At 62.3% G+C, this 25,032-nt stretch carries 31 protein-coding genes; 26 read left to right on the top strand and 5 right to left on the bottom strand.

What is annotated here, in order from left to right; translation table 11 throughout:
* Nucleotides 1–12: 12 nt before the first annotated feature.
* From rpsS to BJP07_RS10485, 14 genes are all read left to right on the top strand, one after another.
* Nucleotides 13–288 carry a 30S ribosomal protein S19 gene (gene rpsS, locus BJP07_RS10550; RefSeq protein WP_070363102.1) on the top strand — a complete coding sequence of 92 codons (276 nt, stop codon included), beginning with the start codon at nucleotides 13–15 and terminating at the stop codon, nucleotides 286–288.
* A 3-nt stretch (nucleotides 289–291) separates the two neighbouring features.
* The gene (gene rplV, locus BJP07_RS10545; protein ID WP_070363101.1) at nucleotides 292–651 is read left to right on the top strand and encodes a 50S ribosomal protein L22; all 360 of its coding nucleotides are present in this window, start codon (nucleotides 292–294) and stop codon (nucleotides 649–651) included.
* On the top strand, nucleotides 651–1,394 hold the full coding sequence (rpsC, locus tag BJP07_RS10540; protein WP_071567403.1) for a 30S ribosomal protein S3: 744 nt from the start codon (nucleotides 651–653) through the stop codon (nucleotides 1,392–1,394). Before rplV ends, rpsC begins: the two co-directional genes overlap by 1 nt.
* A gap of 3 nt (nucleotides 1,395–1,397) precedes the next feature.
* Entirely contained in the window at nucleotides 1,398–1,814 is a 417-nt protein-coding gene (rplP, locus tag BJP07_RS10535; protein ID WP_070363099.1) for a 50S ribosomal protein L16, read from the top strand.
* Nucleotides 1,814–2,044 carry a 50S ribosomal protein L29 gene (rpmC, locus tag BJP07_RS10530; protein WP_071567402.1) on the top strand — a complete coding sequence of 77 codons (231 nt, stop codon included), beginning with the start codon at nucleotides 1,814–1,816 and terminating at the stop codon, nucleotides 2,042–2,044. Before rplP ends, rpmC begins: the two co-directional genes overlap by 1 nt.
* A 2-nt stretch (nucleotides 2,045–2,046) precedes the next feature.
* Complete coding sequence (gene rpsQ, locus BJP07_RS10525; protein ID WP_071567401.1) at nucleotides 2,047–2,331, top strand: 30S ribosomal protein S17; 285 nt, start codon at nucleotides 2,047–2,049, stop codon at nucleotides 2,329–2,331.
* A gap of 130 nt (nucleotides 2,332–2,461) precedes the next feature.
* The gene (locus BJP07_RS10520) at nucleotides 2,462–2,827 is read left to right on the top strand and encodes a DsrE family protein (protein WP_071567400.1); all 366 of its coding nucleotides are present in this window, start codon (nucleotides 2,462–2,464) and stop codon (nucleotides 2,825–2,827) included.
* 7 nt (nucleotides 2,828–2,834) lie between these two features.
* A complete protein-coding gene (locus tag BJP07_RS10515) occupies nucleotides 2,835–4,427 on the top strand; it encodes a sulfurtransferase TusA family protein (RefSeq protein WP_071567399.1) in 1,593 nt (530 codons plus the stop codon).
* Entirely contained in the window at nucleotides 4,420–4,644 is a 225-nt protein-coding gene (locus BJP07_RS10510; protein ID WP_071567398.1) for a hypothetical protein, read from the top strand. Before BJP07_RS10515 ends, BJP07_RS10510 begins: the two co-directional genes overlap by 8 nt.
* Before the next feature lie 27 nt (nucleotides 4,645–4,671).
* Entirely contained in the window at nucleotides 4,672–6,273 is a 1,602-nt protein-coding gene (locus BJP07_RS10505; protein WP_071567397.1) for an efflux RND transporter periplasmic adaptor subunit, read from the top strand.
* The gene (locus BJP07_RS10500; RefSeq protein WP_071567396.1) at nucleotides 6,270–7,532 is read left to right on the top strand and encodes an ABC transporter permease; all 1,263 of its coding nucleotides are present in this window, start codon (nucleotides 6,270–6,272) and stop codon (nucleotides 7,530–7,532) included. The genes BJP07_RS10505 and BJP07_RS10500 overlap by 4 nt, the downstream gene beginning before the upstream one ends.
* A gap of 23 nt (nucleotides 7,533–7,555) precedes the next feature.
* Nucleotides 7,556–9,058, top strand: coding sequence for a SulP family inorganic anion transporter (locus BJP07_RS10495; RefSeq protein WP_071567395.1), 1,503 nt, complete (start codon nucleotides 7,556–7,558; stop codon nucleotides 9,056–9,058).
* Between the two features lie 52 nt (nucleotides 9,059–9,110).
* Nucleotides 9,111–10,979: a glutamine--fructose-6-phosphate transaminase (isomerizing) gene (glmS, locus tag BJP07_RS10490; protein ID WP_071567394.1), complete on the top strand. Its 1,869-nt coding sequence runs from the start codon at nucleotides 9,111–9,113 to the stop codon at nucleotides 10,977–10,979.
* A 17-nt stretch (nucleotides 10,980–10,996) separates the two neighbouring features.
* Nucleotides 10,997–12,040, top strand: coding sequence for an LLM class flavin-dependent oxidoreductase (locus tag BJP07_RS10485; protein WP_071567393.1), 1,044 nt, complete (start codon nucleotides 10,997–10,999; stop codon nucleotides 12,038–12,040).
* Here the strand turns inward: BJP07_RS10485 and BJP07_RS10480 are convergent.
* Nucleotides 12,037–12,903, bottom strand: coding sequence for a carbohydrate kinase (locus BJP07_RS10480; RefSeq protein ID WP_083584213.1), 867 nt, complete (start codon nucleotides 12,901–12,903; stop codon nucleotides 12,037–12,039). The two genes, BJP07_RS10485 and BJP07_RS10480, sit on opposite strands and share 4 nt — an antisense overlap.
* Before the next feature lie 23 nt (nucleotides 12,904–12,926).
* Here BJP07_RS10480 and BJP07_RS10475 point away from each other — a divergent pair, with 23 nt between their 5' ends.
* Together BJP07_RS10475 and BJP07_RS10470 are read left to right on the top strand one after the other, a co-directional pair.
* Nucleotides 12,927–14,216, top strand: a complete 1,290-nt coding sequence (locus BJP07_RS10475) for a glycoside hydrolase family 32 protein (RefSeq protein ID WP_071567457.1) — start codon at nucleotides 12,927–12,929, stop codon at nucleotides 14,214–14,216.
* A gap of 69 nt (nucleotides 14,217–14,285) precedes the next feature.
* A complete protein-coding gene (locus BJP07_RS10470; RefSeq protein ID WP_071567391.1) occupies nucleotides 14,286–16,268 on the top strand; it encodes a sucrose-specific PTS transporter subunit IIBC in 1,983 nt (660 codons plus the stop codon).
* 65 nt (nucleotides 16,269–16,333) lie between these two features.
* Here BJP07_RS10470 and BJP07_RS10465 read toward each other — a convergent pair whose 3' ends face one another.
* Nucleotides 16,334–17,140 (bottom strand): formate/nitrite transporter family protein, encoded by an 807-nt coding sequence (locus tag BJP07_RS10465; protein ID WP_071567390.1) that lies wholly within the window; start codon nucleotides 17,138–17,140, stop codon nucleotides 16,334–16,336.
* A gap of 256 nt (nucleotides 17,141–17,396) precedes the next feature.
* On the opposite strand from BJP07_RS10465, the gene rplN reads away from it, so the two are divergent.
* The 4 genes from rplN to BJP07_RS10445 all read left to right on the top strand — a co-directional run bounded on the left by rplN (nucleotide 17,397) and on the right by BJP07_RS10445 (nucleotide 19,619).
* Nucleotides 17,397–17,765, top strand: a complete 369-nt coding sequence (gene rplN / locus BJP07_RS10460) for a 50S ribosomal protein L14 (protein WP_071567389.1) — start codon at nucleotides 17,397–17,399, stop codon at nucleotides 17,763–17,765.
* 2 nt (nucleotides 17,766–17,767) lie between these two features.
* Nucleotides 17,768–18,082, top strand: a complete 315-nt coding sequence (gene rplX, locus BJP07_RS10455; RefSeq protein ID WP_070363082.1) for a 50S ribosomal protein L24 — start codon at nucleotides 17,768–17,770, stop codon at nucleotides 18,080–18,082.
* Nucleotides 18,083–18,084: 2 nt separating this feature from the next.
* Nucleotides 18,085–18,663: a 50S ribosomal protein L5 gene (rplE, locus tag BJP07_RS10450; protein WP_070363081.1), complete on the top strand. Its 579-nt coding sequence runs from the start codon at nucleotides 18,085–18,087 to the stop codon at nucleotides 18,661–18,663.
* Nucleotides 18,664–18,836: 173 nt separating this feature from the next.
* Entirely contained in the window at nucleotides 18,837–19,619 is a 783-nt protein-coding gene (locus tag BJP07_RS10445; protein ID WP_071567388.1) for a formate/nitrite transporter family protein, read from the top strand.
* Here the strand turns inward: BJP07_RS10445 and fdhD are convergent.
* From fdhD to BJP07_RS10430, 3 genes are read right to left on the bottom strand one after another with little or no spacing between them, the layout of a single operon-like run.
* Nucleotides 19,616–20,443: a formate dehydrogenase accessory sulfurtransferase FdhD gene (gene fdhD, locus BJP07_RS10440; protein ID WP_071567387.1), complete on the bottom strand. Its 828-nt coding sequence runs from the start codon at nucleotides 20,441–20,443 to the stop codon at nucleotides 19,616–19,618. The two genes, BJP07_RS10445 and fdhD, sit on opposite strands and share 4 nt — an antisense overlap.
* Entirely contained in the window at nucleotides 20,430–20,717 is a 288-nt protein-coding gene (locus BJP07_RS10435) for a DUF6457 domain-containing protein (RefSeq protein ID WP_071567456.1), read from the bottom strand. The genes fdhD and BJP07_RS10435 overlap by 14 nt, the downstream gene beginning before the upstream one ends.
* 10 nt (nucleotides 20,718–20,727) lie before the next feature.
* Nucleotides 20,728–21,960, bottom strand: a complete 1,233-nt coding sequence (locus tag BJP07_RS10430) for an amidohydrolase (RefSeq protein ID WP_071567386.1) — start codon at nucleotides 21,958–21,960, stop codon at nucleotides 20,728–20,730.
* A gap of 332 nt (nucleotides 21,961–22,292) precedes the next feature.
* Here BJP07_RS10430 and rpsH point away from each other — a divergent pair, with 332 nt between their 5' ends.
* The 6 genes from rpsH to rplO are packed head-to-tail and all read left to right on the top strand — an operon-like array spanning nucleotide 22,293 to nucleotide 24,976.
* Nucleotides 22,293–22,691 (top strand): 30S ribosomal protein S8, encoded by a 399-nt coding sequence (gene rpsH / locus BJP07_RS10425; RefSeq protein ID WP_071567385.1) that lies wholly within the window; start codon nucleotides 22,293–22,295, stop codon nucleotides 22,689–22,691.
* Nucleotides 22,692–22,709: 18 nt separating this feature from the next.
* Nucleotides 22,710–23,246: a 50S ribosomal protein L6 gene (gene rplF / locus BJP07_RS10420; RefSeq protein WP_071567384.1), complete on the top strand. Its 537-nt coding sequence runs from the start codon at nucleotides 22,710–22,712 to the stop codon at nucleotides 23,244–23,246.
* A 2-nt stretch (nucleotides 23,247–23,248) separates the two neighbouring features.
* Nucleotides 23,249–23,653 (top strand): 50S ribosomal protein L18, encoded by a 405-nt coding sequence (gene rplR, locus BJP07_RS10415; RefSeq protein WP_071567383.1) that lies wholly within the window; start codon nucleotides 23,249–23,251, stop codon nucleotides 23,651–23,653.
* A gap of 40 nt (nucleotides 23,654–23,693) precedes the next feature.
* Entirely contained in the window at nucleotides 23,694–24,329 is a 636-nt protein-coding gene (gene rpsE / locus BJP07_RS10410; protein WP_070363075.1) for a 30S ribosomal protein S5, read from the top strand.
* A 5-nt stretch (nucleotides 24,330–24,334) separates the two neighbouring features.
* Nucleotides 24,335–24,520, top strand: coding sequence for a 50S ribosomal protein L30 (rpmD, locus tag BJP07_RS10885; protein ID WP_083584211.1), 186 nt, complete (start codon nucleotides 24,335–24,337; stop codon nucleotides 24,518–24,520).
* Nucleotides 24,521–24,526: 6 nt separating this feature from the next.
* On the top strand, nucleotides 24,527–24,976 hold the full coding sequence (gene rplO, locus BJP07_RS10405; protein ID WP_083428509.1) for a 50S ribosomal protein L15: 450 nt from the start codon (nucleotides 24,527–24,529) through the stop codon (nucleotides 24,974–24,976).
* Nucleotides 24,977–25,032 lie beyond the last annotated feature (56 nt).

The raw sequence follows: 25,032 nt of genomic DNA, 5'->3' as shown, positions 1-25,032 counted from the left end.
AGGTAGTAAGACATGCCACGTAGCCTAAAGAAAGGCCCGTTCGTCGATGAGCACCTCCTCAACAAGGTGGATGCTCAGAACGATGCCGGCACCAAGCAGGTAATCAAGACCTGGTCTCGCCGTTCGACCATTCTCCCAGATTTCATCGGACACACCTTCGCCGTCCACGACGGCCGCAAGCACGTCCCGGTGTTTGTCGACGAGTCCATGGTCGGCCACAAGCTCGGTGAGTTTGCACCAACCAAGACCTTTAAGGGTCACGTCAAGGAACAGAAGGGACGTCGATAAGCAATGGCTGACACCATCACCACTGCATCCGCGACGGCCAAGTTCGTTCGTGTTTCCCCGATGAAGGCGCGCCGCGTGCTCGCCCTTGTCCGTGGGAAGTCCGTCTCCGAGGCTCTCGCAGTCCTGAAGTACGCACCACAGGGTGCTGCGAAGGACGTCGCTAAGGTTGTTGCATCTGCAGCCGCCAACGCTGAAAACAACTTCGGTTTGGACCCGCGTACGCTGGTCGTTTCCGAGTGCTGGGCAAACGAAGGTCCGACCATGCGTCGCTTCCAGCCACGCGCTCAGGGGCGCGCATTCCAGATCCGGAAGCGCACCTCGCACATCACCGTAGTTGTCGAGTCCAAGGAAGGGGCGAAGTAATGGGCCAGAAGATTCACCCACACGGCCTGCGCCTGGGTATCACGTCCGACTGGAAGTCCCACTGGTACGCCGACAAGAACTACGCTGATTACGTCGCAGAAGACATCAAGATCCGCGAGTTTCTGTCCAAGGGCCTCGAGCGCGCCGGTATTTCCGACGTCGTCATCGAGCGCACCCGCGACCGCGTCCGCGTCGACATTCACACCGCCCGTCCGGGCATCGTGATTGGCCGTCGTGGCGCTGAGGCTGATCGCATCCGCCGTGAGCTGGAGAAGCTCACCGGCAAGATGGTCGCCCTCAACATTCTCGAGGTCAAGAACGTCGACGCCGACGCAACCCTGGTCGCTCAGTCCATTGCTGAGCAGCTCGTCAACCGTGTCGCATTCCGTCGCGCAATGCGTAAGGCAATCCAGTCCGCTATGCGCAACCCACAGGTCAAGGGCATCAAGGTCATGACCTCTGGTCGTCTTGGCGGCGCTGAAATGTCCCGCGTTGAGCGCTACCACGAGGGCCGTGTGCCGCTGCACACCCTTCGTGCTGAGATCGACTACGGCACCGCAGAAGCACACACGACCTTCGGCGTCATCGGCGTCAAGGTTTGGATCTACAAGGGCGACGTCGTCGGTGGCGTGCGCGAGTCCGAGCTCAACGCTCCGTCGAACGAGCGTCGTGGCCGTGGCGATCGCCGCCCACGCCGTGGTGGCCAGCGCCGCCAGCGTGCAGAGCAGAAGCAGGAGGGCTAATCAATGCTTATTCCTAAGCGTGTGAAGTACCGCCGCCAGCACCGCCCGACTCGTTCTGGCGTGTCCAAGGGTGGCAACACGATCAACTTCGGTGATTACGCTCTGCAGGCTCTCGAGCCGGCGTACATCACCAACCGTCAGATTGAGGCGGCTCGTATTGCGATCAACCGGCACGTGAAGCGTGGTGGCAAGGTCTGGATCAACATCTTCCCGGACCGTCCGTTGACGCAGAAGCCACTTGGTGTTCGTATGGGTTCCGGTAAGGGCCCTGTCGAGAAGTGGGTCGCTAACGTAAAGCCAGGACGTATTCTCTTCGAGATGTCCTACCCGAACGACGCAACCGCGATCGAGGCACTGCGCCGCGCAGGCGCGAAGCTTCCTTGCAAGGTTCGCATCATCAAGAAGGAGGACCAGTTCTAATGGCTAACGGTACCCCCGCATCCGAGTTCCGCGAGCTCAACGACGAAGAGCTGCGCGCTCGCCTGTCCGAGGCAAAGGAAGAGCTGTTTAACCTGCGCTTCCAGCTTGCTACCGGCCAGCTGACCAACAACCGCCGCATCTCCATCGTGAAGCGCGACATTGCACGTATGTACACCGTGCTGCGCGAGCGCGAGCTCGGCCTGTCCGTTGTTCCGGGAGCTGAGGCTTAATCATGAGTGAGGCAAACGTGAACGAACAGACCACTGAAAAGCGCGTTCAGAAGAACCGCCGCGGCTACGTCGTCTCCGACAAGATGGACAAGACCATCGTCGTCGAGGTCGAGGACCGCAAGTCCCACGCCCTGTACGGCAAGATCGTCCGTACGACGAAGCGCGTGAAGGCACACGACGAGGAGAACACCGCCGGTGTCGGCGACCTCGTCCGCATTCAGGAGACGCGTCCGCTGTCCAAGGACAAGCACTTCCGTCTCGTGGAGATCATTGAGAAGGCACGCTAACCCTTTGCGGTAGGCATCGCTTTCAATAGACGCAGCACCACCCCCCGAGTTTCAAGGCTTGGGGGTGGTGCTGTTGTCGTTTCGGTACAATCACCACAGACTTCAATTTTCAACTGTTAAGGAGTTTTTGATGGGTACCGGTAAGTTTTGTGTCACCATTGCGCACGCAAAGGACAACGAGGACATGGCCACGCTCGGCTTCGTCGTCGCGAATGCTGCCGTCGGTTCTGCGCAGGACACGATGGTGTTTCTGTCGTCCGAGGGCGCTCGCCTTGCGGTGAAGGGCTACGCAGACGACGTTCACGAGGAAGGCTTCGCGCCGATCAAGGAGCTCATCGAGAATTTCGTTGCTGCCGAGGGCAAGCTGTACGTGTGTGCACCGTGTGCCAAGAAGCGCGGTTTTGGGGAAGAAGATCTTATCGACGGCGCCACCATCGTCGGCGGCGCGAAGCTGGTTGAGTTCCTAGCGGACGGCACCCCGAGCGTTTCCTACTAGGGCACCAATGTCGAAGACTGAGAACCTGCACCCGTACGCTCCCGACGCCAGCTTTGATGGCGGCGATTTGGACTGTGGCAACGGGTTGTTGTTGTTGATTCGAAAGAACATTGATCCGCTTGAGGCGGGGCAGCTGTTGGAGATTGTTTCCTACGACTCCACAGTGAAGGTCGATCTGCCTTCCTGGTGTAACTTGACTGGCAATGACCTGGTCAACGTGGTGGAGGAGCCGGATCATAAACGGTGGCGGTTCCTCGTGTCGAAGGGGGCGTTCTCGAAACCTGTGGAGGTCGCAGACATTCCCGCTGCGCCGGAGGCTGTGCGTCCGAAGAAAAAGAAGGGTCCGCGTAAGCGGCCACAGATGCCGGTCACGCAGGAGGTTGTGGAGCCGACGATTGCGAAGGTCTTACCTGAGCCTGCGCCAGCGCCGGAGATACCGGCTGGGTCGGTGTTGACGATGGGCTCCTGGCCACGCTCGCCGTGGCTGCTGGATGCGCTGCACCGCCACCTGGAGGAGCGCATGGAGGAGGACACGTTCCAGGCGACAGCGGACGATGCTGTGCGGCTGGTCCTGGCGGCGCAGGAGCGGGCCGGGGTCGACGTCGTTACTGATGGTGAGATGCGGCGCGACAACTACTCGAGCTTTGTCGCGGGGCGCCTGCAGAACTGCCAGCTCATCCCGATTACGGACCTGCTGCCGTATGTAGATGACCCTGAGGAGTTCGAGCGGGAGCTTCGCGCGTTGGATGTCCCAGCAGGCGAGGTGCGACACCCTGCGGTATTCGGTCCGCTTGGTCGCGATAAGCCGCTGGTTGCGCACGAGGTTGAGTTCGTGCAGCAGGTCACTGACCGTCCGGTGAAGGTGTGCTTGCCGGGGCCGTATCTGTTGACTCGCACGATGTGGATGGAGTGCGTCTCCGACCGCGCGTACGAGAACCGCGAGGAGATGTCGAAGGACATTGTCCGGGTGCTGCGCGAGGAGCTTCACGAGCTGTTGGCGAAGGGCACGGCGCTGGTGCAGATCGACGAGCCGGTGCTGACCGAGGTCGTGTATGGGCAGGCAGGTGGGGGTGGACGTACGTTCATGTGCGGTGCGCTCGACGGCCTGGAAGGCACGGTAGACGAGGAGCTGGAGTTCGCGAAGTCGTTGCTCGATGAGCTCACCGCGGGGCTGCCGAAGGACCGGTTGGCGCTGCATGTGTGCCGCGGGAACTGGACCACGGACGAGTCGGCGGCTCTGACGGGTGATTACGCGCCGTTCGTGGAGCTGTTCGCCTCGCTGAACGTCGGCATGCTCTCCATGGAGCTAGCAACGCCGCGGGCCGGCGACATCCGCGCTCTAGAGGGAATCCGCGACGACCAACGTATTTGCGTTGGCGTGCTGAACCAGAAGCTCCAAGAGTTGGAGCCGGTCGAGGCTGTGGAGGAACGCATCGAGCGTGCCCTGGACACCTTCGGGGCTGACCGGGTGGTCTTCTCCACCGACTGCGGCTTCGCGACGTTCGCCGATAACCCGATCGTGGCCGCGAACTTGGCGGAGCAGCAGCTCGCGCTCATCGTGCAGGCCCGCGACAACGTGATGGCGCGTCGCAATGCATGAGGATCACTACTGGGACGCCCAGGACATCGCGTGCGGTGATGTCCTGGTGCGCCTCTTCCTCTTATTCCGTGACCAGATCAAGGAGGGGGAAGTGCTGCATTTGCGGTCCACGAACGAGACAATCGACATCGATATTCGCGCGTGGTGTGGCCTGACAGGCAACACGTTGCTGCGCGCGGATCACCCGGAGTTTTATATCCGTAAAACTTCTGATTGATACGAAACATCGGCTATCCTTACCGTTATGAATAAAGGACTGCGCCGAACGAATCATGTCGTTTCCCGAGCCCTCGCAACCGTGGGGCTCGGGGTTTGTCTTCTTGTCTCTACCACTGCGTGCGGGTTCGGGGGCGGCCAGCCGGTGATGGCGGCCGACACGACGGAGCTTGCGCCACGCGATGTTGCAGCCAAGGTGCCGGTTACCGCGACGGTGGAGGCGGCCTCGGTCACGGCGTTGACGACGCACCTGACCGGCCCGGTCACAGCCCTGAACGTGAAGGTGGGGCAGCGCGTCGAGGCCGGCCAGGTCGTCGCCGTTCTGGATACGTCGGGAGTCCAGCGTGAGATTGATACGCAGCGCGCACAGCAGATCTCGGCAGACGTCGCGGCGCAAAACCAGCTCGAGCAGGCGCAGCAGGCATACCAGCAGTCCAACGATGCGATGCAGCGTGGCCTCAACCCGCAGGTGACGCAGGCGGAGGCGGCATTTCGACAGGCTGATGGCCAGCTGCAGGAAGCTACCGCGGTCTTTGAGCAACGCAAGAAGGCCGTGGCGGCGGGACTGGACAGCACGCTGCTCACGCAGGCGCAGGGCGTGGACTCGGCGCGCCGTGATGCGTTGACGGCGGCGCTGGAGTCGGTGCGCGGCAACCATGGCATTTACCAATCGGGGATGGCAAAAGACGACGCTGTGCAGCCGCTGCTGAGCAAGCTGGAAGCCGACGAACGCTACCGCGGCGCAAAGCACAGCCTGTCCGCGGCACAAAAGGCGTACGACGCCGCACTCAACGACACTGACGCGGACCTTGCGGCGAAGCAGCGCGCGGTTGCCCAGGCGTTTGATGCGAAGGCGGAGGCAGCGGTCGGACTTGAGGTGGCGAAACTCGCCGCCCAGCAGCAGCTCGATTCCCAGGCGGCGGCGGTGCAGCAGGCGCAGCGCGGGGTGCAGGCAGCGCAGGCAGCGGCTGGACAGTCGATCGCGCAGCTTGAGGTCGACGTGGCGTCGGGCCAGGTGCGTGCCCCGCTCGGTGGCGTGGTAGCCGAGGTCGCGGTGAAGCAGGGGCAGGCTCCGGCGGGCTATCTGCTCTCTGTGGCGGACCCGAACCGGCTGGTGCTGCGCGCGAACGTGAAGGAACTGGACTCGGCGAAGATGAAGCCGGGCGATGCGGTCACGTTCACCACACCTGGCACCGGCGCGAAGAAGTTTAAGGGCCGCGTACTGGATGTTTCTTCGGTCGCGGAACCGCAAGCTGCGGCGGAGGGCGCGTCGGCGCAGGCTGCGCGCCCGGAGTTCCCCGTAGAGATTGAAGTCCTGGGGGATACCGAGGGGCTGAAGATCGGCGGCACGGCGAAGGCACAGATCACGACGGAGTCCGCGAAGGGTGCGCTCGCCGTGCCACGCGAGGCGGTCGTGGACGAGAACGGCAGTTACTCGGTGTACACGCTGCGCCCGAAGGATGACGGGGACAAGTTCGAGGTTGTGAAGACACCGGTCAAGGTTGGTCTGGTATCAGATTCGGATGTGGTCGTAGAGGGCGTCGAAAAGGGGACGAGGGTGCTGAACAAGCCGGCCGAGTACCGTGAGCGCGTCGGTGCCACCGTGACCTTGGTTGAGGAGCAGGAGTGAACCCGCGCGAATCCGTCAGGCTCGCCACGGTGAGCCTGCGGGCGAACAAGATGCGCTCGGCGTTGACGCTGCTCGGCGTGATCATCGGCATCGCGTCGGTGATCGCGATCATGACGCTGGGCAAAGCGATGCAGAAGCAGACGCTGGACAGCCTGGAGCAGTTCGGCATTCACGACGTCCACCTCGAGGTAAAACCCCGCCAGGAGGACGACAGCGAGGCCGCCCGCTACATGTTCCAAGAGATTGACGACGCCTCCAAACTCACCCCCGACATGATCGAGGACCTGCGCGCGGAACTCGGTACGCAGGCGAAGGGAATTGCGTTCGAGCTGGACAGTACCCAAGCCCAGACCACGCGCGGGCTGGCGCACGGCACCACGATGGTGAGTTTTGTCAACGCTGACCAGCTGGAAATGCAGAACCTGCCGCTGACCGCCGGGCGTTTCCTCACCAAGGACGATATTGAAGCGAACCGTCCCGTGGCGGTAGTTTCGCCGGAGGTGGTGGAGCAGCTGTTCAATAACGATCCGGAGTCGGCGGTGGGCCAAGAGGTTGAGCTGGACATCGGCGGGCAATACGCGTCTGTGCAGGTGGTTGGCGCGTATGGGCACTTTGAGAAAAAGGGCATGCTGGTGGGGGATTTTTCGCAGGCGATGATGGCGGTGCCGTACACGGTCCAGCCGGACATGGTGCGCACACCGGTGCCTGGCGTGAGCATGGTGAGCGTGCGGGTCGCCGAAGGGGCGGACACAGATCAGGTGGCGAAGGACGTCCAGGCGTGGGCGGACCGGGCCTACGCGGATGACTCCGAATTCCGGGCAAAAGTTGCCGACACGAAGCGTGACATCGATCAGCTCAACCAGATGCTCACGACCATGAGCGTGGTCGTTTCCGCAATTGGGGGGATCTCGCTGCTGGTCGGTGGCATCGGTGTGATGAACATCATGCTGATTACCGTGACGGAACGCACCCGCGAGATCGGTGTGCGTATGGCGTTGGGTGCGACGCGCCGGATGATCCGCACCCAGTTCGTCACCGAAGCGATGATTGTCTGCCTGATCGGCGGCGTGTTCGGCGTGGTCGTGGGGGCGGGTTTCGGCATGCTGGGTGCGCTGCTGCTTAACGCCTTTGTGCTGCCGCCGATCACGGCAGTGCTACTCTCACTGGTGTTCGCGCTCCTGATTGGCCTGTTCTTCGGCTACTACCCGGCCAACCGCGCCTCGAGAATGAATCCGATCGAAGCCCTGCGCTACGAATAACATCAACGTTTGGAGTGACACATATGGCAGCCACCGTGCTGACCACGGAAAACACGCGCCGTTACGAGCCGGAACCCTCGGTGGCGACGGCGCTGAAGACACCACGCATCCTGACGAAGGAGATCCTCGCCGGGCTAGTTGTGGCGCTGGCGCTGATCCCGGAGGCGATCAGCTTCTCCATCATCGCAGGCGTTGACCCGAAGATCGGGCTGTATTCCTCCTTCATCATGGCGATGGTGATTGCGATTACGGGCGGGCGCCCCGCCATGATCGCGGCCGCCACCGGTGCGGTCGCCCTGGTGATTGCACCACTGGTCCGCGATTACGGCTACGACTACATGGTGGCGGCCATCATGCTCGCCGGGGTGTTCCAGATCCTGCTCGCCGTTGGTGGCGTCGCAACGCTGATGCGCTTCTTGCCGCGTAGCGTGATGATCGGCTTCGTGAACGCGCTAGCGATCCTTATTTTTGTGGCGCAGCTGCCCGAAATTTTCGGTCACCACTGGGCGGTGTACCCACTGCTGGCGCTGGCCATCGTGATCATGGTGGTCATGCCGAAGTTTACGCAGGCAGTCCCGGCGCCGCTCGTCGCAATCGTCGTGGTGACGCTCATCGCAGTTGCGGTCAAGGCACCTGTGCCGACGGTCGGGGATCGCGGCGAGCTGCCGAGCAGCCTGCCCGAATTTTTCATCCCGCACGTGCCACTGACCTGGGAGACGCTTCGGATCATCGCGCCGTACTCGCTCGGCGTGGCGCTCGTCGGCCTGATGGAGTCGCTGATGACTGCGAAGCTTATCGACGAAGTCACGGACACGCACTCCAACAAGACCCGCGAGAGCTGGGGGCAGGGCGTCGCCAACATCGCTACCGGCCTGTTCGGCGGGATGGGCGGCTGCGCCATGATCGGGCAGTCCATGATCAACGTGAAGGTCTCCGGGGCGCGGACCCGCATCTCCACATTTTTGGCGGGCGCGTTCCTGCTCATTCTGATGCTTGCGTTCGGCGAGTACGTCGCCATGATTCCGATGGCAGCGCTGGTCGCCGTGATGGTGATGGTGTCGGTGGGCACGTTCGATTGGCACTCGGTGATGCCAAGCACGCTGCGCAAGCTGCCGGTGTCGGAAACCGTGATTATGCTCATCACGGTGGCGGTGGTGCTGGCGACGAACAACCTGGCCATCGGTGTCGTGGTGGGTGTGTTGGTGGCGTCCGTCATCTTCGTGCGAAACGTCGCCCACCTGGTTGAGGTGACCCGCGAAGTCATCGACGGCGAAGCGCACTACGTAGTCTCCGGCCAACTGCTGTTCGCTTCCTCGAATGACCTGACCACTTTGTTTATGTACTCGGAGGACCCGGAAGAGGTCGTCGTGGACTTGCACCGCGCGCATATTTGGGACGCGTCGACGGTGGCGGCGCTCGACAGTATTGAGCAAAAGTACGCAGAGCGCGGCAAGCACGTGCGCTTTGTCGGCATGAACCCGAGCGCAACGGAATTTCACGGAAAGCTCACTGGGGAGCTCGGGTAGGGGACGACGCCGTCACTTTTTCAGGGCATACCCCGCGTGTAAAATTCGCCACATGTGTGGAATCGTTGGATACATAGGTGGCGAGCGTGCGAAGGAGCACGACGCCCTCACTGTCATCATTGATGGGCTTCGCAGGCTCGAATACCGTGGCTATGACTCCGCCGGGGCGGCAGTCCTGCAGGGCGATACCATCGCGTGTAGGAAGAAAGCCGGCAAGGTCGCGGACCTTGAGCAGGCTATCGCCGAGGCGCCACTTGCACCCTCCAACCTGGGCATTGGGCACACCCGGTGGGCCACCCACGGTGGGCCTACCGACGCCAACGCCCACCCCCACGTCGTCGGCGACGGCGCGCTGGCCGTGGTACACAACGGCATCATCGAGAACTTCGCAGCGCTTCGCGCCGAGCTGAGCGAGAAAGGCTACACCTTCCGCTCCGAAACGGACACCGAGGTGGCAGCCACGCTGCTACTGGACATCTTCAACACCGAGGCGAACAAGGACCTCACCGAGGCGATGCGCCTGACCGCCCTGCGACTCGAGGGCGCGTTCACCCTACTGGCCATCGAGCAGGCATTCCCGGACCGTATCGTCGCGGCGCGTTGGAACTCGCCGCTGGTCATCGGCCTGGGCGAGGGTGAGAACTTCCTCAGCTCTGACGTCTCCGGCTTCATCGAGTTCACCCGTGACGCGGTGGAGATGGACAATGGGCAGATCGTCACCCTGACGGCTGACAACTACGAGATCATCGACTTCGAAGGCAACCGCGCCGCAGGCAAAGAGTTCCGCGTCGAGTGGGACGTCACCGCCGCAGAAAAGGGCGGGTTCGATTCCTTCATGGCGAAAGAAATCCACGACCAGCCGGCGGCCGTGCGCGACACCCTCTACGGTCGCTTTGACGCAGAAGGCAAGCTCACGCTCGACGAGCTGCGGATCGACGAGTCGGTGCTGCGCAGCGTCGACAAGATCATCATCGTGGCGTGCGGCACTGCGGCATACGCGGGGCACGTGGCGAAGTACGCGATTGAGCACTGGTGCCGCATCCCGACGGAAGTCGAGCTGGCGCACGAGTTCCGCTACCGCGACCCAATTGTCACCCCGAATACCCTGGTCGTGGCTATTTCGCAGTCCGGCGAAACCATGGACACCCTCATGGCGGTGCGTCACGCGCGCGAGCAGGGCGCCAACGTCATCGCGATCTGCAACACCGTGGGCTCCTCCATCCCGCGCGAGGCCGACGCCTCCCTGTACACCTACGCCGGCCCAGAGATCGCAGTGGCGTCGACGAAGGCGTTTATTTCTCAGATCGTGGCGTCGTACCTGCTGGCGCTGTACTTGGCGCAGGTGCGTGGCAACAAGTTCGCCGACGAGATCCAGACGATCATCGGCGAGCTCGAGGAGATGCCGGAGAAGATCCAGCACATTCTGGACAACGAGGCGGAAATCCAGGAACTTGGCCGCGAGCTCGCCGATGCGAAGTCGGTACTCTTCCTCGGCCGGCACGTGGGCTTCCCGGTCGCGCTCGAGGGCGCGCTGAAGCTCAAGGAGGTCGCCTACCTGCACTCGGAGGGCTTCGCCGCAGGCGAGCTGAAGCACGGCCCGATCGCCCTGGTTGAGGAGGGGCAGCCGGTGTTCGTCATCGTGCCGTCGAAGCGTTCGCGTCACAACCTGCACGCCAAGGTTGTCTCCAACATTCAGGAGGTTCGTGCGCGTGGCGCCGTCACCATCGTGATCGCGGAGGAAGGCGACGAGGACGTGAACCGCTTCGCCAACCACGTCATCCGCATCCCGCAGTCGGCAGGGCTCATGCAGCCCCTCTTGTCGACGATCCCGCTGCAGATCTTCGCCTGCACCGTCGCGCAAGCACGTGGCCTGAACGTGGACCAACCACGCAACCTGGCGAAGTCCGTCACGGTGGAGTAGCGCGCTAGAGTGGCCGCATGAAGAAATTTGGGTTCCTTTCATTCGGCCACTACGCCCCGCCGGGCCGCCAGGGGATGACCGCGCGCCAGGCGCTGCAGGACACCGTGGAGCTTGCCCGCCAGGCGGACGCGATCGGTGTCAACGGCGCATACGTGCGCGTGCATCACTTTGCGCCGCAATTCGCGTCGCCGATCGCGCTGCTGGGGGCGATGGCGTCAGTGACCAGCCACATTGAGGTGGGTACCGGCGTCGTCGATATGCGCTACACCAACCCGCTGCAGCTCGCGGAGGATGTCGCGGCCCTCGATTTACTCAGCGACGGCCGCCTCGCCTTCGGAGTCTCCCGTGGGTCACCGGAACCAGCCGACCGCGGCTGGCGCGCCTTCGGCTACGAGTCGGAGGCGGCAAACGGCTCCGACCTGGCGCGCACGCACTTCCAGCGCTTCATCTCCGCACTGCGCGGAGATCCGATGGCGCTCGCGGCGTCCCTTGAGGAGCAGTACCCGCAGATGTACCCGCCAGCCAGCCCGCTTGCGGTACTGCCGCACTCCGAGGGCGCTGCGCGCAGGGTGTGGTGGGGCGCAGGCACCTTCGCCAGCGCGGAGCAAGCAGCACGCAACGGCGTGAACTTGATGAGCTCCACGTTGATTTCGGAAGCGGACGGGCGCAGCCTCGGCGAGCTGCAGGCGGAACAGATCCAGCACTACCGCGAGGCGTGGGCGGCCGCGGGCCACGACTGGGAGCCGCGCATTTCGGTGTCGCGCTCTATTTTCCCGATCGTAGACGAGGACACCGAGCGGCTGTTCGGCTTGCTGGATACGGAGGAGCAGATCGGCCAGATCGAGCGTGGTGTGTACACAACGTTTGGCAAGACGTACGCCGCAGAGGCCGACCAGCTCATTGAGGAGCTTGGCAACGACCCTGCCATCCAAGCGGCTGACACGCTGATGCTCACGGTGCCGAACCAGGCCGGGGTGGACGTGTGCATGCAGATCCTGCGCGGGTTCGCAGAGCACGTCGCACCGGCGCTTGGGTGGGAGCCGGCGAACGCCGCTTCTTAGTCCAGCTCGTGGGCGAAGGGGGTATCGGCGCCAGTGCGAGACACCGTGATCGCGGCCGCCCGGGTGGCGAAGCTGAGGATCTCGCGCCACTCCTCCTCGCCGAGGGCAAGCAGGGCGTTGCGGTCCAGGCCGCGGGCGTCGAACTGGTGGACCAGCGCGGCCATGACGGTGTCGCCAGCACCAATCGTGTCCGCGACCGTGACCTTCGGTGAGGGGACCGTGACCGTGCCGAACGGCGCACAGACCCGCAGGCCGTCCGCACCGAGCGTGGTCACCACGACTGGCACGTGGGAGGTGTCACCGAGAAACTCGACTTCCTCGTCGGAGAGTTTGAGCACCGTTACGGAATCGAGCAGCCCCCGCAGGAACAGGCGGTGCTTCTCGGAGGCGAACGCCGGGCGGATATTCGGGTCCAGGCAGACGATCGCGCCGTGCTTCGCAGACTGCGACGCGGCCTCCGCGTAGCGCAGCGACGCCGGTTCCAGCGCCAGGGACAGGGTCCCGAACACCGCGTAGCCCTCCTGCACCGGGACCGGCTGTGCGAAGCGGTCGGCAGTGCCGTCGACATAGAACGTGTACGTTGCCGAGCCGTTCTCCGCCAGGGCGGTGACAGCCAGGGTGGTGGGCTCGTCGCCGCGGCCGCAGTTGGTGAGGTCCACGTGGGCGTGGAGAAGCGATTGGGCGAGTGCCTCCCCGAAATTGTCGCGAGACAACCGTGACTGGAAGGAGACGTCTGCGCCGAGTCTGCCCAGCGCACGGGCTACATTGAACGGGCCGCCACCGAGCGCGGGCACCAGCGGCGCGAGCGGGGAAGGGTCCTGGGGGACAAGGTCAACGAGGGCTTCGCCGTACACAGTGATCATGGTTCCACCGTAGACTAAGGCGCATGACGTACCGGCCAACATTTCACCTGTCCCCGCCGCAAGGGCGCCTCAACGACCCGAATGGTGTCACGCTCATCGGCGACCAACTCCACGTGTTTTACCAGCATGACCCGTGCTTTCCGCACGCTGCGAAGCGCACCGGGTGGGGTCACGCCGTCACCACTATTGGGGGTGAGGAGGGCCTGGGTCGGTGGCGCCACCTCCCGGACGCGCTGTACCCGGATTTTCCGTACGACAAGCACGGCTGCTATTCCGGCTCCTCCGTGGTGCACGACGGCGAGGTCATGCTGTTTTACACCGGCAATGTAAAGGAGGATGGGCGTCGCCTGGCCACGCAGAACCTGGTGCGCGTTGAGGACCTCGGGGGGCCGATGGGTGGGGTGTACCACCGGGCGCCGGAGAATCCGCTGATTGATGGTCCTGCCGAAGGCTTCACCGCCCACTACCGCGACCCGCACGTCACCCAGAACGAGGATGGCTCCTGGCGGATGGTGCTCGGCGCACAGCGCGAGGAGGAACGCGGCGCGGTGGTGGTCTACGAGTCGCAGGACCTGCTGGATTGGTCGTTTGTGGGGCCACTGCAGTTCGAGGGGCTGGACCCGCGCGTCGAGGCGGCTTACATGTGGGAGTGTCCGAACCTGCTGCGGATGCGAGACCGCGCGACGGGGCAGTGGCGCGAGGTGTTGGTGCTGTGCCCGCAGTACCCCGGTTCGGACGAGTGCGGCTACGTCGTCGGCTCGCTTGATGGCCTGCGTTTCCACGTGGAGTCGCAGTTCCGCCAGCTCGATTTCGGGCATCAGTTTTACGCGCCGCAGATGGTCGCCGAAGGCGAGGGAGATGCGCTGCTGCTCGGCTGGATGGGCCTGCCCGCCCGCGACGACACGCCCACGCTCGAAGCGGAGGGCTGGGTGCACCAGCTGACGTTGCCTCGCAGGCTTCAGCTTGTCGACGGCCAGCTTCGCACCGAGCTGCTCCTCCCAACCGATCCCGCGGGGATAGTCGTGCATCGTGCGGTGCTGGGTGAGCAGCCATGGGGGGCCGACCTGGTCGATGAGGCCGGCGGCGTTGGTGCCCGCTTGGCGTGGCGTCCAGGCGAGGCTGGGCGTGGAACGCTGAGCGTGACGGTCGGTGGTGACGAGCGCAGCGCCGAATGCGCGCAGGGCGAGCTCGTGGTGTGCGCTGACGGAGCGGCGCTCGAGGTTGTCGCTGGCGACGGGGAAGTGGCGTTCTCCTCGGCGGTGTTCAGCCCGGATGGCGTTGCGTGGCGTGAAGTCCGCCACAACCGGGGGTAAACAGGCGCAAACGGGCAGGATAAAGGCTAGTTTTATGTTTGAATGTGTGGGAAGAGAAAGGATTCCCACATGGACCACAAAGAAGTAGCCCGGCGGGTCCTCGCCGGGGTAGGGGGCGAGGACAACATCGTTGGCGTCGCCCACTGCGCGACGCGACTGCGTTTCGTGCTCAAGGACATCGACAAGGTTGCCCAGGACGCGCTGGAGAATGACCCTGACCTGAAAGGGACATTTGCTACTGGCGGCATGTTCCAGATCATCGTCGGCCCCGGCGATGTGGACATCGTCTTCGACCAGCTCGACGGAATGACCAGCAAGAACATCGCGGTCTCCACGGACGACCTCAAGGAAGTTGCGGCGAACCAGGGCAACTGGTTTACCCGCTTCATCAAGGTTTTCTCTGACATTTTCGTGCCGCTGATCCCGATCCTGGTCGGCGGCGGTCTGCTGATGGCGCTCAACAACGTCCTGACGGCAGAGGGGCTGTTCGGCGACAACTCTCTGGTGGGCATGTTCCCGCAAATCCAGGGTCTCACCGAAATCATCAACGTGTTGGCTTCCGCGCCGTTCGCGTTCCTGCCGGTGCTCGTTGGGTTCTCCGCCACGAAACGCTTCGGCGGCAACGAGTACCTTGGTGCCGGCATGGGTATGGCGATGGTGCACCCGGCGCTGGTCAACGGCTACGACGTAGCAAACTCCGTGGCAGACGGAACGATGCCGTTCTGGGACTTGTTTGGCTTGCCGGTCGCGCAGGCGGGCTACCAGGGCGCGGTGTTGCCGGTGCTGGCGGTCGCCTGGATCCTGGCAACGATCGAAAAGTGGTTCCACAAGCGGCTGAAGGGCACGGCGGACTTCCTGATTACTCCGCTGGCAACCTTGCTGATTACGGGCTTCATCACATTCATCGCCGTTGGTCCGTTTGTTCGCTGGCTCGGCGACCTGCTGATTGTCGGCTTGTCCAGCATGTACGACTTCGGCGGCCCTATCGGTGGCCTACTCTTCGGTCTTGTCTACTCGCCGATCGTGATTACTGGCCTGCACCAGTCCTTCCCGCCAATCGAGCTTGAGCTGTTTAACCAGGGCGGCTCCTTCATCTTCCCGACGGCCTCCATGGCGAACATTGCACAGGGTGCTGTCGCCCTGGCTGTGTACTTCCTGGCGCGCAACGCGAAGCTGAAAGGCCTCGCCGGTTCTTCGGGTATTTCGGCCGTATTTGGTATCACGGAGCCCGCAATCTTTGGCGTGAACCTGCGCCTCCGTTGGCCGTTCTTTATCGGCCTCGGTGCGGCCGGTATTGGCGCCATGCTGATCGCGCTTTTCGACGTCAAGGCAGTTGCGCTTGGTGCAGCGGGCTTCATTGGCGTGGTCTCCATCCGCGCGAACGACATGGTGACCTTCCTGATCCTCGGTGTCATTACGTTCGTGATTGCCTTCGTGGCGGCCTACGGGTACGGGCGCTACCTGGTGAGCAAACAAGGCACCATCGACCCGGATGCCACCGAGAACCCGGCTGCGGACGCTGCCACCGAGCAGGCGCTGCTTGAGGCCTCCGACGAGGCGCTCCACGTCGTGGCGCCACTGGAGGGCAACGCTGTTCCGCTTTCCAGCGTCAGCGACCCGATGTTTGCTCAGGGCAAGCTGGGGAACGGCGTCGCTATCGTCCCGACCGTTGGGGAGCTGCGCGCGCCCGTCGCCGGCACCGTCGCGGTCACATTCCCGTCCGGCCACGCCTACGCGATCCGCACTAAGGGGACCGACGGCAAGAACGTCGAAATCCTCATGCACATCGGCTTCGACACCGTGAACCTGAAGGGCGAGCACTTTACCGCGCACGTGAAGAAGGGCGACGTCGTGGAGGCAGGCCAGCTATTGGCAACGTTCGACATTGACGCCATCCGCGACGCGGGCTACGAGGTAACAACACCCGTTGTGGTGTCGAATACGAAGCGGGTAGGGGAGATTGGGGCGTCGAGAAGCCTTCCTGCAGACACGAAGTTTGGCGACGTCCTCTTCTTCGTGGAGCCGAAAAAGGTAGCCGAAGAGGCTAAATAAAAACTGGCAATAACAAACGCCCCCTTCCCAACTCGGAAAGGGGCGTTTTCTTTGTGCTTGTTTGACTAGCGGCGCGCAGCCAGCGGCGTTGCCGGGGTGCCACCCTTGTTCAGCCAGGCGTAGACGCCGCCCATGATGAGGCCGCCGCCGATATAGTTCCCGACCCACACGATGAACCAGTTCATCAGGCCGTTCGTCAGCGTGAACCCGGCGAAGTGCTCGGCGCCGATGCCGTAGCCGGCGAGGGAGAAGACGACGAAGCTGGCGATGGAGTGCTCGTAACCCATTGCGGCGAATGCGGGGACGATCAGCATGATGGCGAGGAACTTCGCGGTGAAGTCCTTGCCGGCTTGGATGGCGAGCAGTACGCCGATATTCACCACGATGTTGGCGAAGATGCCTTCCATGAGCAGCAAGCTGTCTGGCTTAGCCAGCTTGGTCTCGACCGTCGCGGCGAGGAAGCTGTCCATCCCAATCGGCTGGAATGCGGTGGCGTGGACCAGGAACACCGCGGTAATGAGGACGCCGAGCAGGTTGAAGATGGTGCAGGTGGTGACCATCATGAAGCCCTTGAGCCAGGGGAGGCGCCCGGAGGCGCTGCCGTAGGTCATGAACATCATGTTGCCGGTGGCGAGCTCCGCGCCCAGGACCACGATGACGTAGAGGGACAGGCAGAAGATGGCTGCGAACACGAAGCGGCCGTAGCCGGGGGCGTTGCTTTCTACTTGGGTGGAGGCGACGGTGGCGAACGCCGTCATGATTGTTAAAAACATGCCGGCGAGCATGGAGCGTACCGCGAACTTGGGGAGTTCGTAGGTGTAGAGGTACGACTTGAAGCCGATTGAATCCGCAAGTGTGCCATCGAAGTTCATAGGTATGACCATACCAAAGGTCGTAATCGGGCACGAATCAACATAATCAAAACTCGCGGTTTGCGGGAGCGAACGTTCCGTGCTTTACTGTTCCAGTTGTCCTTTGCTGCGTGTTTACTCTGCGCGTTTCCGAGCTGAGCAAATGCGTCTGCGGTGCCGAAGGTGCCGTCGACAAGTGAAAAGACATCGAAGACATTGACCACGTGCGTATAGGACGGAAATCTAACGCACATCGACCCAGGTCAGGAGACCAATAGTGATTCAGAAGGAATCGCGCCTGAAGGTCGCCGACAACACTGGTGCACGTGAAATCTTGTGCATCCGTGTCCTCGGCGGATCCGTTCGGCGCTTCGCCGGTATCGGCGATACGATCGTCGCCACTGTGAAGGAAGCTGCCCCAGGTGGCAACGTCAAGGAAGGCGAAGTCGTTAAGGCTGTCATCGTCCGCGCGAAGAAGGAGACCCGTCGTCCGGACGGCTCCTACATCTCGTTCGACGAGAACGCTGCAGTGCTGATCAAGAACGACACCGAGCCACGCGGCACCCGTATCTTCGGCCCAGTTGCTCGCGAGCTGCGCGACAAGAAGTTCATGAAGATCGTTTCTCTCGCACCGGAGGTGATCTAGGGATGAAAATCAAAAAGGGCGATATGGTCCAGGTCATCTCTGGCAAGGATAAGGGCGCGCAGGGCAAGGTCATCGAGGCATACCCGAAGCGTCAGCGTGTTCTCGTTGAAGGCGTGAACCGCATGAAGAAGCACGTCGCGAACTCCTACAACGAGCGCGGCGCAGAGTCCGGCGGCATCGTTACCCAGGAAGCCCCAATCCACGTTTCGAACGTGATGGTCCTGGACTCCGACGGCAAGCCGACGCGCGTGGGCTACCGTTTCGACGAAAACGGCAAGAAGGTCCGCGTTGCAAAGTCGAACGGGAAGGACATCTAAGCATGGCTGAGAACTACACTCCTCGTCTGAAGACCCAGTACAAAGAGGACATCCGTACCAAGCTCAACGACGAGTTCAAGTACGACAACGTCATGCAGATCCCTGGTCTGACCAAGATTGTTGTCAACATGGGTGTTGGTGACGCCGCACGTGACTCCAAGGTCATCAACGGCGCCCTTGAGGACCTCGCTGCGATCACCGGTCAGAAGCCACAGCTTCGCCGCGCAAAGAAGTCCATCGCAAACTTCAAGCTCCGTGAAGGCATGCCAATCGGCGCGAAGGTTACCCTCCGCGGCGACCGCATGTGGGAGTTCCTGGACCGCCTGCTGACGGTTGCGCTGCCACGTATCCGTGACTTCCGTGGCCTCAGCGACAAGCAGTTCGACGGTGCGGGTAACTACACCTTCGGCCTGACTGAGCAGACGATGTTCTACGAAATCGACATCGACAAGATCGATCGCGTCCGCGGTATGGACATCACCGTCGTCACCACTGCAACGAACGACGACGAGGGCCGCGCACTCCTGCGCCACCTTGGCTTCCCGTTCGCTGACAAGGACGGCAAGATGCAGCGCGCGTAACACCCGCTGCTTTTCGACGAAGCCCCCTGCGACTCCAACCGGGTTGCGGGGGCGTACGTCTTTCGGGGGAACCTACAGAGCACACCCGAAAAGTACGCGTGTACTGCTTTTGGGAAACGTTGGATAGACTGACTTCTTGTAACAATCTTTCAGGTGATTTTGAGGAGGCCGCGATGGCTTTACAAGAGATGGTCCACGCAGGGGCCAAGAAGAAAGAACAGCTTCTCGATAACGAGATGCCACGGTTTTTCGTTCGCGCGATTTTCGCAGGCATTTACCTGACTGCTGGTACGGCGTTCGCCGCGGTGGCGGGAAATGCGGTCAATGAATATGCGCCGGGGCTCGGCTCGGTTGTGTTCGCCTTGCTGTTCGGTCTGGGCCTGTTCGCGATCGTCATCCTGAACGCGGAGCTTGCAACGGGCGACATGATGTTCGCTTCCTGGGCGGCGACAGACAAGGTGTTCAGCTGGGGTAAGGGCATTTGGTTGGTCGTCGTGGTGACGGTGGCGAACCTGGTCGGTGCGATCATCTTCGCGGCTGTGATGAGCCAGTCGGCTAAGTTCGGCTCGATGGATAACAGTCACTTGATTGTGACCCTGGTTGAGGGCAAGCTGGCGAAGCCGTTCTTCGGCGCATTGCTTGAGGCGATCTTCGCGAACTTCATCGTCAACATGGCAATCGTTGGTGCGTTGCTGGCGAAGGAGTTCATCTCCAAGTTCGTCGTCATCCTGCCGCTGATCGCCATCTTTGTCGGTCTCGGCCTCGAGCACGTGATCGCGAACTTCTCGCTGTTCTCCCTGGCGTTCCTGTCCAGCACCCTGCCTGAGGGTTTCACTGCGACGGCGATTATCAGCAACTGGGTTGCTGTGTGGATCGGCAACTTCATCGGTGGTGGCCTGTGCATCGGCGGCGTCTACGCTTGGTTGAACAAGACGAAGACCGTGTACAAGGACTAGTCTGCTAGCTCCCCGGAGTACAGGTTGAAGCGCTCGCCGCGCACAAAGCCGGCGAGCGCCATTTTTGTTTCGCGGGCCAGCTCGACGGCGAGTGAGGACGCCGCCGAGACCGCAACCATCGCCGGGAAACCGGCCATCGCGGCCTTCTGTACGAGCTCGAAGGAGGCGCGGGAGCTGACGACCAGGATGAGGTCGCTGGCTGGCAGCAGCCCCTCGAGGAGGAGGTGGCCGATCACCTTGTCGGTCGCGTTGTGTCGGCCGATATCCTCGCGGATGACGACGAGCTCGCCGTCGAAGGTGAACGCGCCTGCCGCGTGGATGCCGCCGGTTTTTCGGAACTGCTTCTGCCCTGCAGCCAATGCTTCAGGAAGGCGCATCACGAGGTCAGGATCGAGGGCCACCGGTGTAATCGGGTTCGGCGTTTTGTGCAGGATGTCGTCGATCGATTGGGTGCCGCAGACTCCGCAGGCGCTCGTGGTCGTCGTTAAACGAATGAACTGTGGTGCTGCCGGCGCCGCGCTCGCGGACAGATCGATGTCGAGCGTGTTGTACGTGTTTTCACCGTTCGGACCCACTGCGCCCGCGCAGTAACGGGCGGAACGCACGTCCTCGGCTGAGCGGATGAGGCCCTCGGCGTACATCCAGCCGTGTGCGAGCTCAATATCGTGTCCGGGAGTTCGCATGGTGGTCGTGAGCGTGTCGCCGGTAGCGCGGATGGCCAACGGCTCTTCCACGGTGACGGTGTCGGCGCGGGTATCGCGCGCGAAGCCGCTGTCGGTGCGGGTAACTTTAGTGACGGCGAAGCGTCGATTAATCCTGCTCATACGTCTCCAGGAGGTTCGCCACCTTCGTGAGTGCCTCGCGGGCTGTTGCTGCGTCCGCTGCGTCCTCGCCCTTCAGCGCGGTACCGGTAGCGACGCCAACGACGAACGCGGTCGTGGGAGCCGCCGGGCGCGACGGGCCGTTGTGCGCCACGTCCGCCGTCATCTTTAAGATGTCGCCCACGAGGGAACGGGTGAGCTCAGGGGAGACGCCGAGCTCGCGAGAAACCTCGTGGAGCCATTCGTGTGTGGACTGTAAACCTTCGTCTTTTGCCATGAGTGCCACTCTAGTCGCCGTTCCCGTTGGTGAGCCACGCGCTCGCTGCGGTAACCATGGCCTCGGCGCTGCGGTCGAGTGTCGGCTGCAGGTCCGGTGCGAATGCTGCGGAGTGGTTCCCCGGTGCATGCGGGTAACTGGCAAATCCCCCGAGGCCCCAGAAGGTGTACGGCACGCCGAGTGCGTCCGGGATGATTGAGAAGTCCTCGCTGGCAGGGACCTGCGCCAGCGTCCCAGCCTCGTCGCCGAATTGGGCGTCGAAGGCGTTGCGTACCAGCTGCGTTGCCGCTTCATCGTTGTTGGTGAGCGGGTAAGTGTCGTAGTACTCGAACTCGGGTGCTTGTGGGCTGCGCGCCGCTTCGCACTCAGCGCGCACGATGCGTTCGATGGCCGACTTCAGATGCGCGCTTGTCGTCTCCGAATAAGCGCGGGTATTGATGAGCAGCTCCGCGCTGTCCGGGATGACGTTGGACTTCGCGCCTGAGTGGATTGCCCCGACCGTCAGCACCGCGGTCTCGGAGGCCGCGACCTCACGCGAGACTACAGTGTGGAGCCTCGTCACAATTGTCGACGCCAACAAGACCGCGTCAACGCCCATCTCAGGCATGGAGCCATGCGAACCTACCCCATGCACCGTGACCTTGACCGAGAATGCCTGGGAAAGCACGGGACCGGGCCGGGTACCGACATGGCCCAGTGGCAAGGTGCCGAGCACGTGCTGGCCCAAGTACACGTCGGGGTGAGGGATCGCCTCAGCGATGCCGTGCTCGACCATGGAGCGTGCGCCGGAGGCGGTTTCTTCGCCAGGCTGGAACACGCCCACCAGCGTGCCGGACCAGGCGTCTCTGCAGTTATTGAATGCGTCGAGAGCAGCGAGCACTGAGCAGATGTGGAAATCGTGACCGCACGCGTGGGAGACGGGAACCTCCTGTCCAGTCGCCGCATCCACTTGCGTTCGAGTGCAGGCGTATTCCTTGCCGGAGTCCTCCTTGACGGGTAGGCCGTCGGTGTCGCCACGCAGCGCGACCACGGGGCCGGGCCCGTTCTCGATGGTGGCGACGACGCCCGTGTCGCCCAGCTGGGTGAACGGGATGCTCGCAGCCTCGAGCTCCTGCATGATGCGCTGCGTGGTCTCGAACTCCTGCATCGACAGTTCCGCGTGCTGGTGGAACCAGCGGTACAGCTCCTCACGCTGCGGGCGGGTGGCGGAGAGGGCGTCGAAAAGCGGATCGAGGTGCTTCATGATGCCGACTATACGACCTATACGCGGAGGCGCAACGGCGAACGCGAATTGTTTCCTGCGGGCAAAAGGTGTAGTGTAGCCAAACGGACTTGTGCACAGATGGTTGTCTGCGCGCAAAATCCGAAAGAACATTGTACATCCAACTTTGTTGCAGGCCCCCCGCCGAGAGGCGGACCGCGTGCAAGGGAGGCGGCGAGCGCCCCGCGTTATTGAGCGTGGGGAGCGTGAAGTAGCCCCCGACAGATCATGCGGAAAACGCGACCTGGCACGACACAGTCTTGCTGGTCAGGTGGGTAGGGAACCGCAACGAGAAAGGTAAACGGTCACATCTTATGACGATGACTGATCCAATCGCAGACATGCTGTCTCGCGTGCGCAACGCTTCGCACGCACAGCACGAGAGCGTGACAATGCCTTCCTCCAAGATCAAGGCGAACATCGCTGAGATCCTGAAGCAGGAAGGCTACATTGCTGATTACAAGGTTGAGGACGCCAAGGTTGGCAAGCAGCTGACCCTGGACCTCAAGTACGGCCCGACCCGTGAGGCTGCCATCGCTGGCCTGCGTCGCGTGTCCAAGCCTGGTCTGCGCGTGTACGCAAAGTCCAACGACCTGCCGCAGGTGCTGGGTGGTCTGGGTGTGGCGATCATCTCCACGTCCCATGGTCTCCTCACCGACCGTCAGGCCCAGGAGAAGGGTGTAGGCGGAGAAGTTCTCGCCTACGTCTGGTAAAGGGAGGTTGAAAAGACTATGTCGCGTGTAGGTAATGCACCCATCGCCATCCCGAATGGTGTCGAAGTAAACGTTAACGGTCAGGTTGTAGAGGTCAAGGGTCCAAAGGGTTCCCTGAACTTCGAGGTGCCTGCGCCAATCACCGCCGCGGTTGAGGACAACGAGATTGTCGTCTCCCGCCCGGACGATCACCGTCAGCACCGTGCGCTGCACGGTCTGTCCCGCTCCATGATCAACAACCTTGTTGTTGGCGTGACCGAGGGCTACAAGATCAACATGGAGATCTTCGGTGTCGGCTACCGTGTCCAGGCCAAGGGTAAGGACCTCGAGTTCTCGCTCGGCTACTCCCACCCGGTCCTCATTGAGGCTCCGGAAGGGATCAGCTTCGCAGTCGATGGCAACACTAAGTTCTCCATCGAGGGCATTGACAAGCAGCAGGTTGGCCAGATTGCGGCTAACATCCGCCGCCTCCGTAAGGATGACCCATACAAGGGTAAGGGCATCCGCTACGAGGGTGAGCAGGTTCGCCGCAAGGTCGGAAAGACGGGTAAGTAATCATGAGCAATTCTGCAGAGAACACCAAGCGCACTCCGGTCGGCAAGGATATTTCCTCCCGCCGCCGCGAGGCTCGTGCACGTCGCCACTTCCGTATCCGCAAGACGCTGCGCGGCACCCCAGAGACTCCGCGTCTCGTTGTGCACCGCTCTTCCCGTCACATCCACGTCCAGGTGATCGACGATCTCGCTGGCCACACGCTCGCAGCAGCATCCTCCATCGAGGCTGACGTGCGCGCACTGGAGGGTGACAAGAAGGCAAAGGCAGCCAAGGTTGGCCAGCTGATCGCTGAGCGCGCCAAGGCTGCAGGCGTCGAAGCTATCGTCTTCGACCGCGCAGGTTACAAGTACCACGGCCGTGTCGCAGCTCTTGCTGAGGCCGCTCGTGAAGGTGGTCTGAAGTTCTAATGACCACCGCAATCATCACCATCAACGGAAGGATCGCGTAATGGCCGAACGTGAACGGCGTGACGGCGGACGCTCCGCCGACAACCAGAACAAGAAGAATGAGCGCAACAACCGCGGTGGCCGTGGCCGTCGCGATGACCGTCGCAACCAGAACGATGACCGCGACAAGTACATTGAGCGCGTCATCACCATCAACCGTGTCGCAAAGACCGTGAAGGGCGGACGCAACATGTCCTTCACCGCTCTCGTCGTCGTTGGTGACGGCAAGGGCATGGTCGGCGTTGGCTACGGCAAGGCAAAGGAAGTTCCTGCCGCTATCCAGAAGGGTGCAGAAGAAGCGCGTAAGAACTTCTTCCGCGTCCCAATGATCGGTGGCACCATTCCCCACCCAGTCCAGGCTGAAGAGGCTGCTGGCATTGTTATGCTGCGCCCGGCTGCTCCAGGTACCGGTGTGATCGCCGGTGGCGCAGTCCGCCCGGTGCTTGAGTGCGCTGGTGTCCAGGACATCCTTGCTAAGTCGATCGGTTCTGACAACGCTCTGAACGTTGTTCAGGCAACGGTTGCTGGTCTCAAGCAGCTTGTACGCCCTGAGGAAGTTGCTGCTAAGCGTGGCAAGGACCTCGAGGATGTCGCACCTGCTCGCATGCTGCGCGCACGCGCAGGACAGGAGGCGTAAGAACAATGGCTTTGAAGATCACATTGCACCACGGCAAGGTTGGCGAGAAGCCGCTGACCCGTCAGAACCTCGAGGCACTCGGTCTGCGTAAGATCGGCCAGTCCGTTATCAAGAAGGACAACGCCGCAACCCGTGGACAGATCCTGAAGGTTCGCCACCTCGTTACCGTCGAAGAAGTTGCAGGGGAGTAGAACAACATGGCTGAAATTATCAAGCTCCATGATCTGCGCCCAGCAAAGGGCGCTAACAAACCAAAGTTCCGCGTAGGTCGCGGTGAAGCAGGCAAGGGCGGCAAGACCGCTGGCCGTGGTACCAAGGGCACCAAGGCTCGCAAGCAGGTTTCCGCAGCATTTGAGGGTGGCCAGATGCCACTTCACATGCGTCTGCCGAAGCTCAAGGGCTTCAAGAACCCGAACCGCGTGGAGTACCAGGTAGTCAACGTTCAGGCGCTCGCAGAGGCGTTCCCGAACGGCGGCACCATCACCATCGACGACATCGTCGCGGCTGGCTTGGTTCGCAAGAATCAGCCGGTCAAGGTGCTGGGCAACGGCGACATCAACGTCAAGTTGGACGTCACCGCTACCAAGTTCTCCAAGTCTGCGGTTGAGAAGATCGAGGCTGCTGGTGGTTCCACCACGCAGGCATAAGCCTTCATCTTCGCGCCACAGCGCTTAGCAAAGCTCCCCACTCGTCACGGACGGGA

It is taken from the genome of Corynebacterium sp. NML130628, from assembly GCF_001875665.1.
GTDB lineage: Bacteria > Actinomycetota > Actinomycetes > Mycobacteriales > Mycobacteriaceae > Corynebacterium.
Note: the sequence above shows the minus strand (reverse complement) of the source record. Positions and strands in the feature narration are given on the sequence as shown.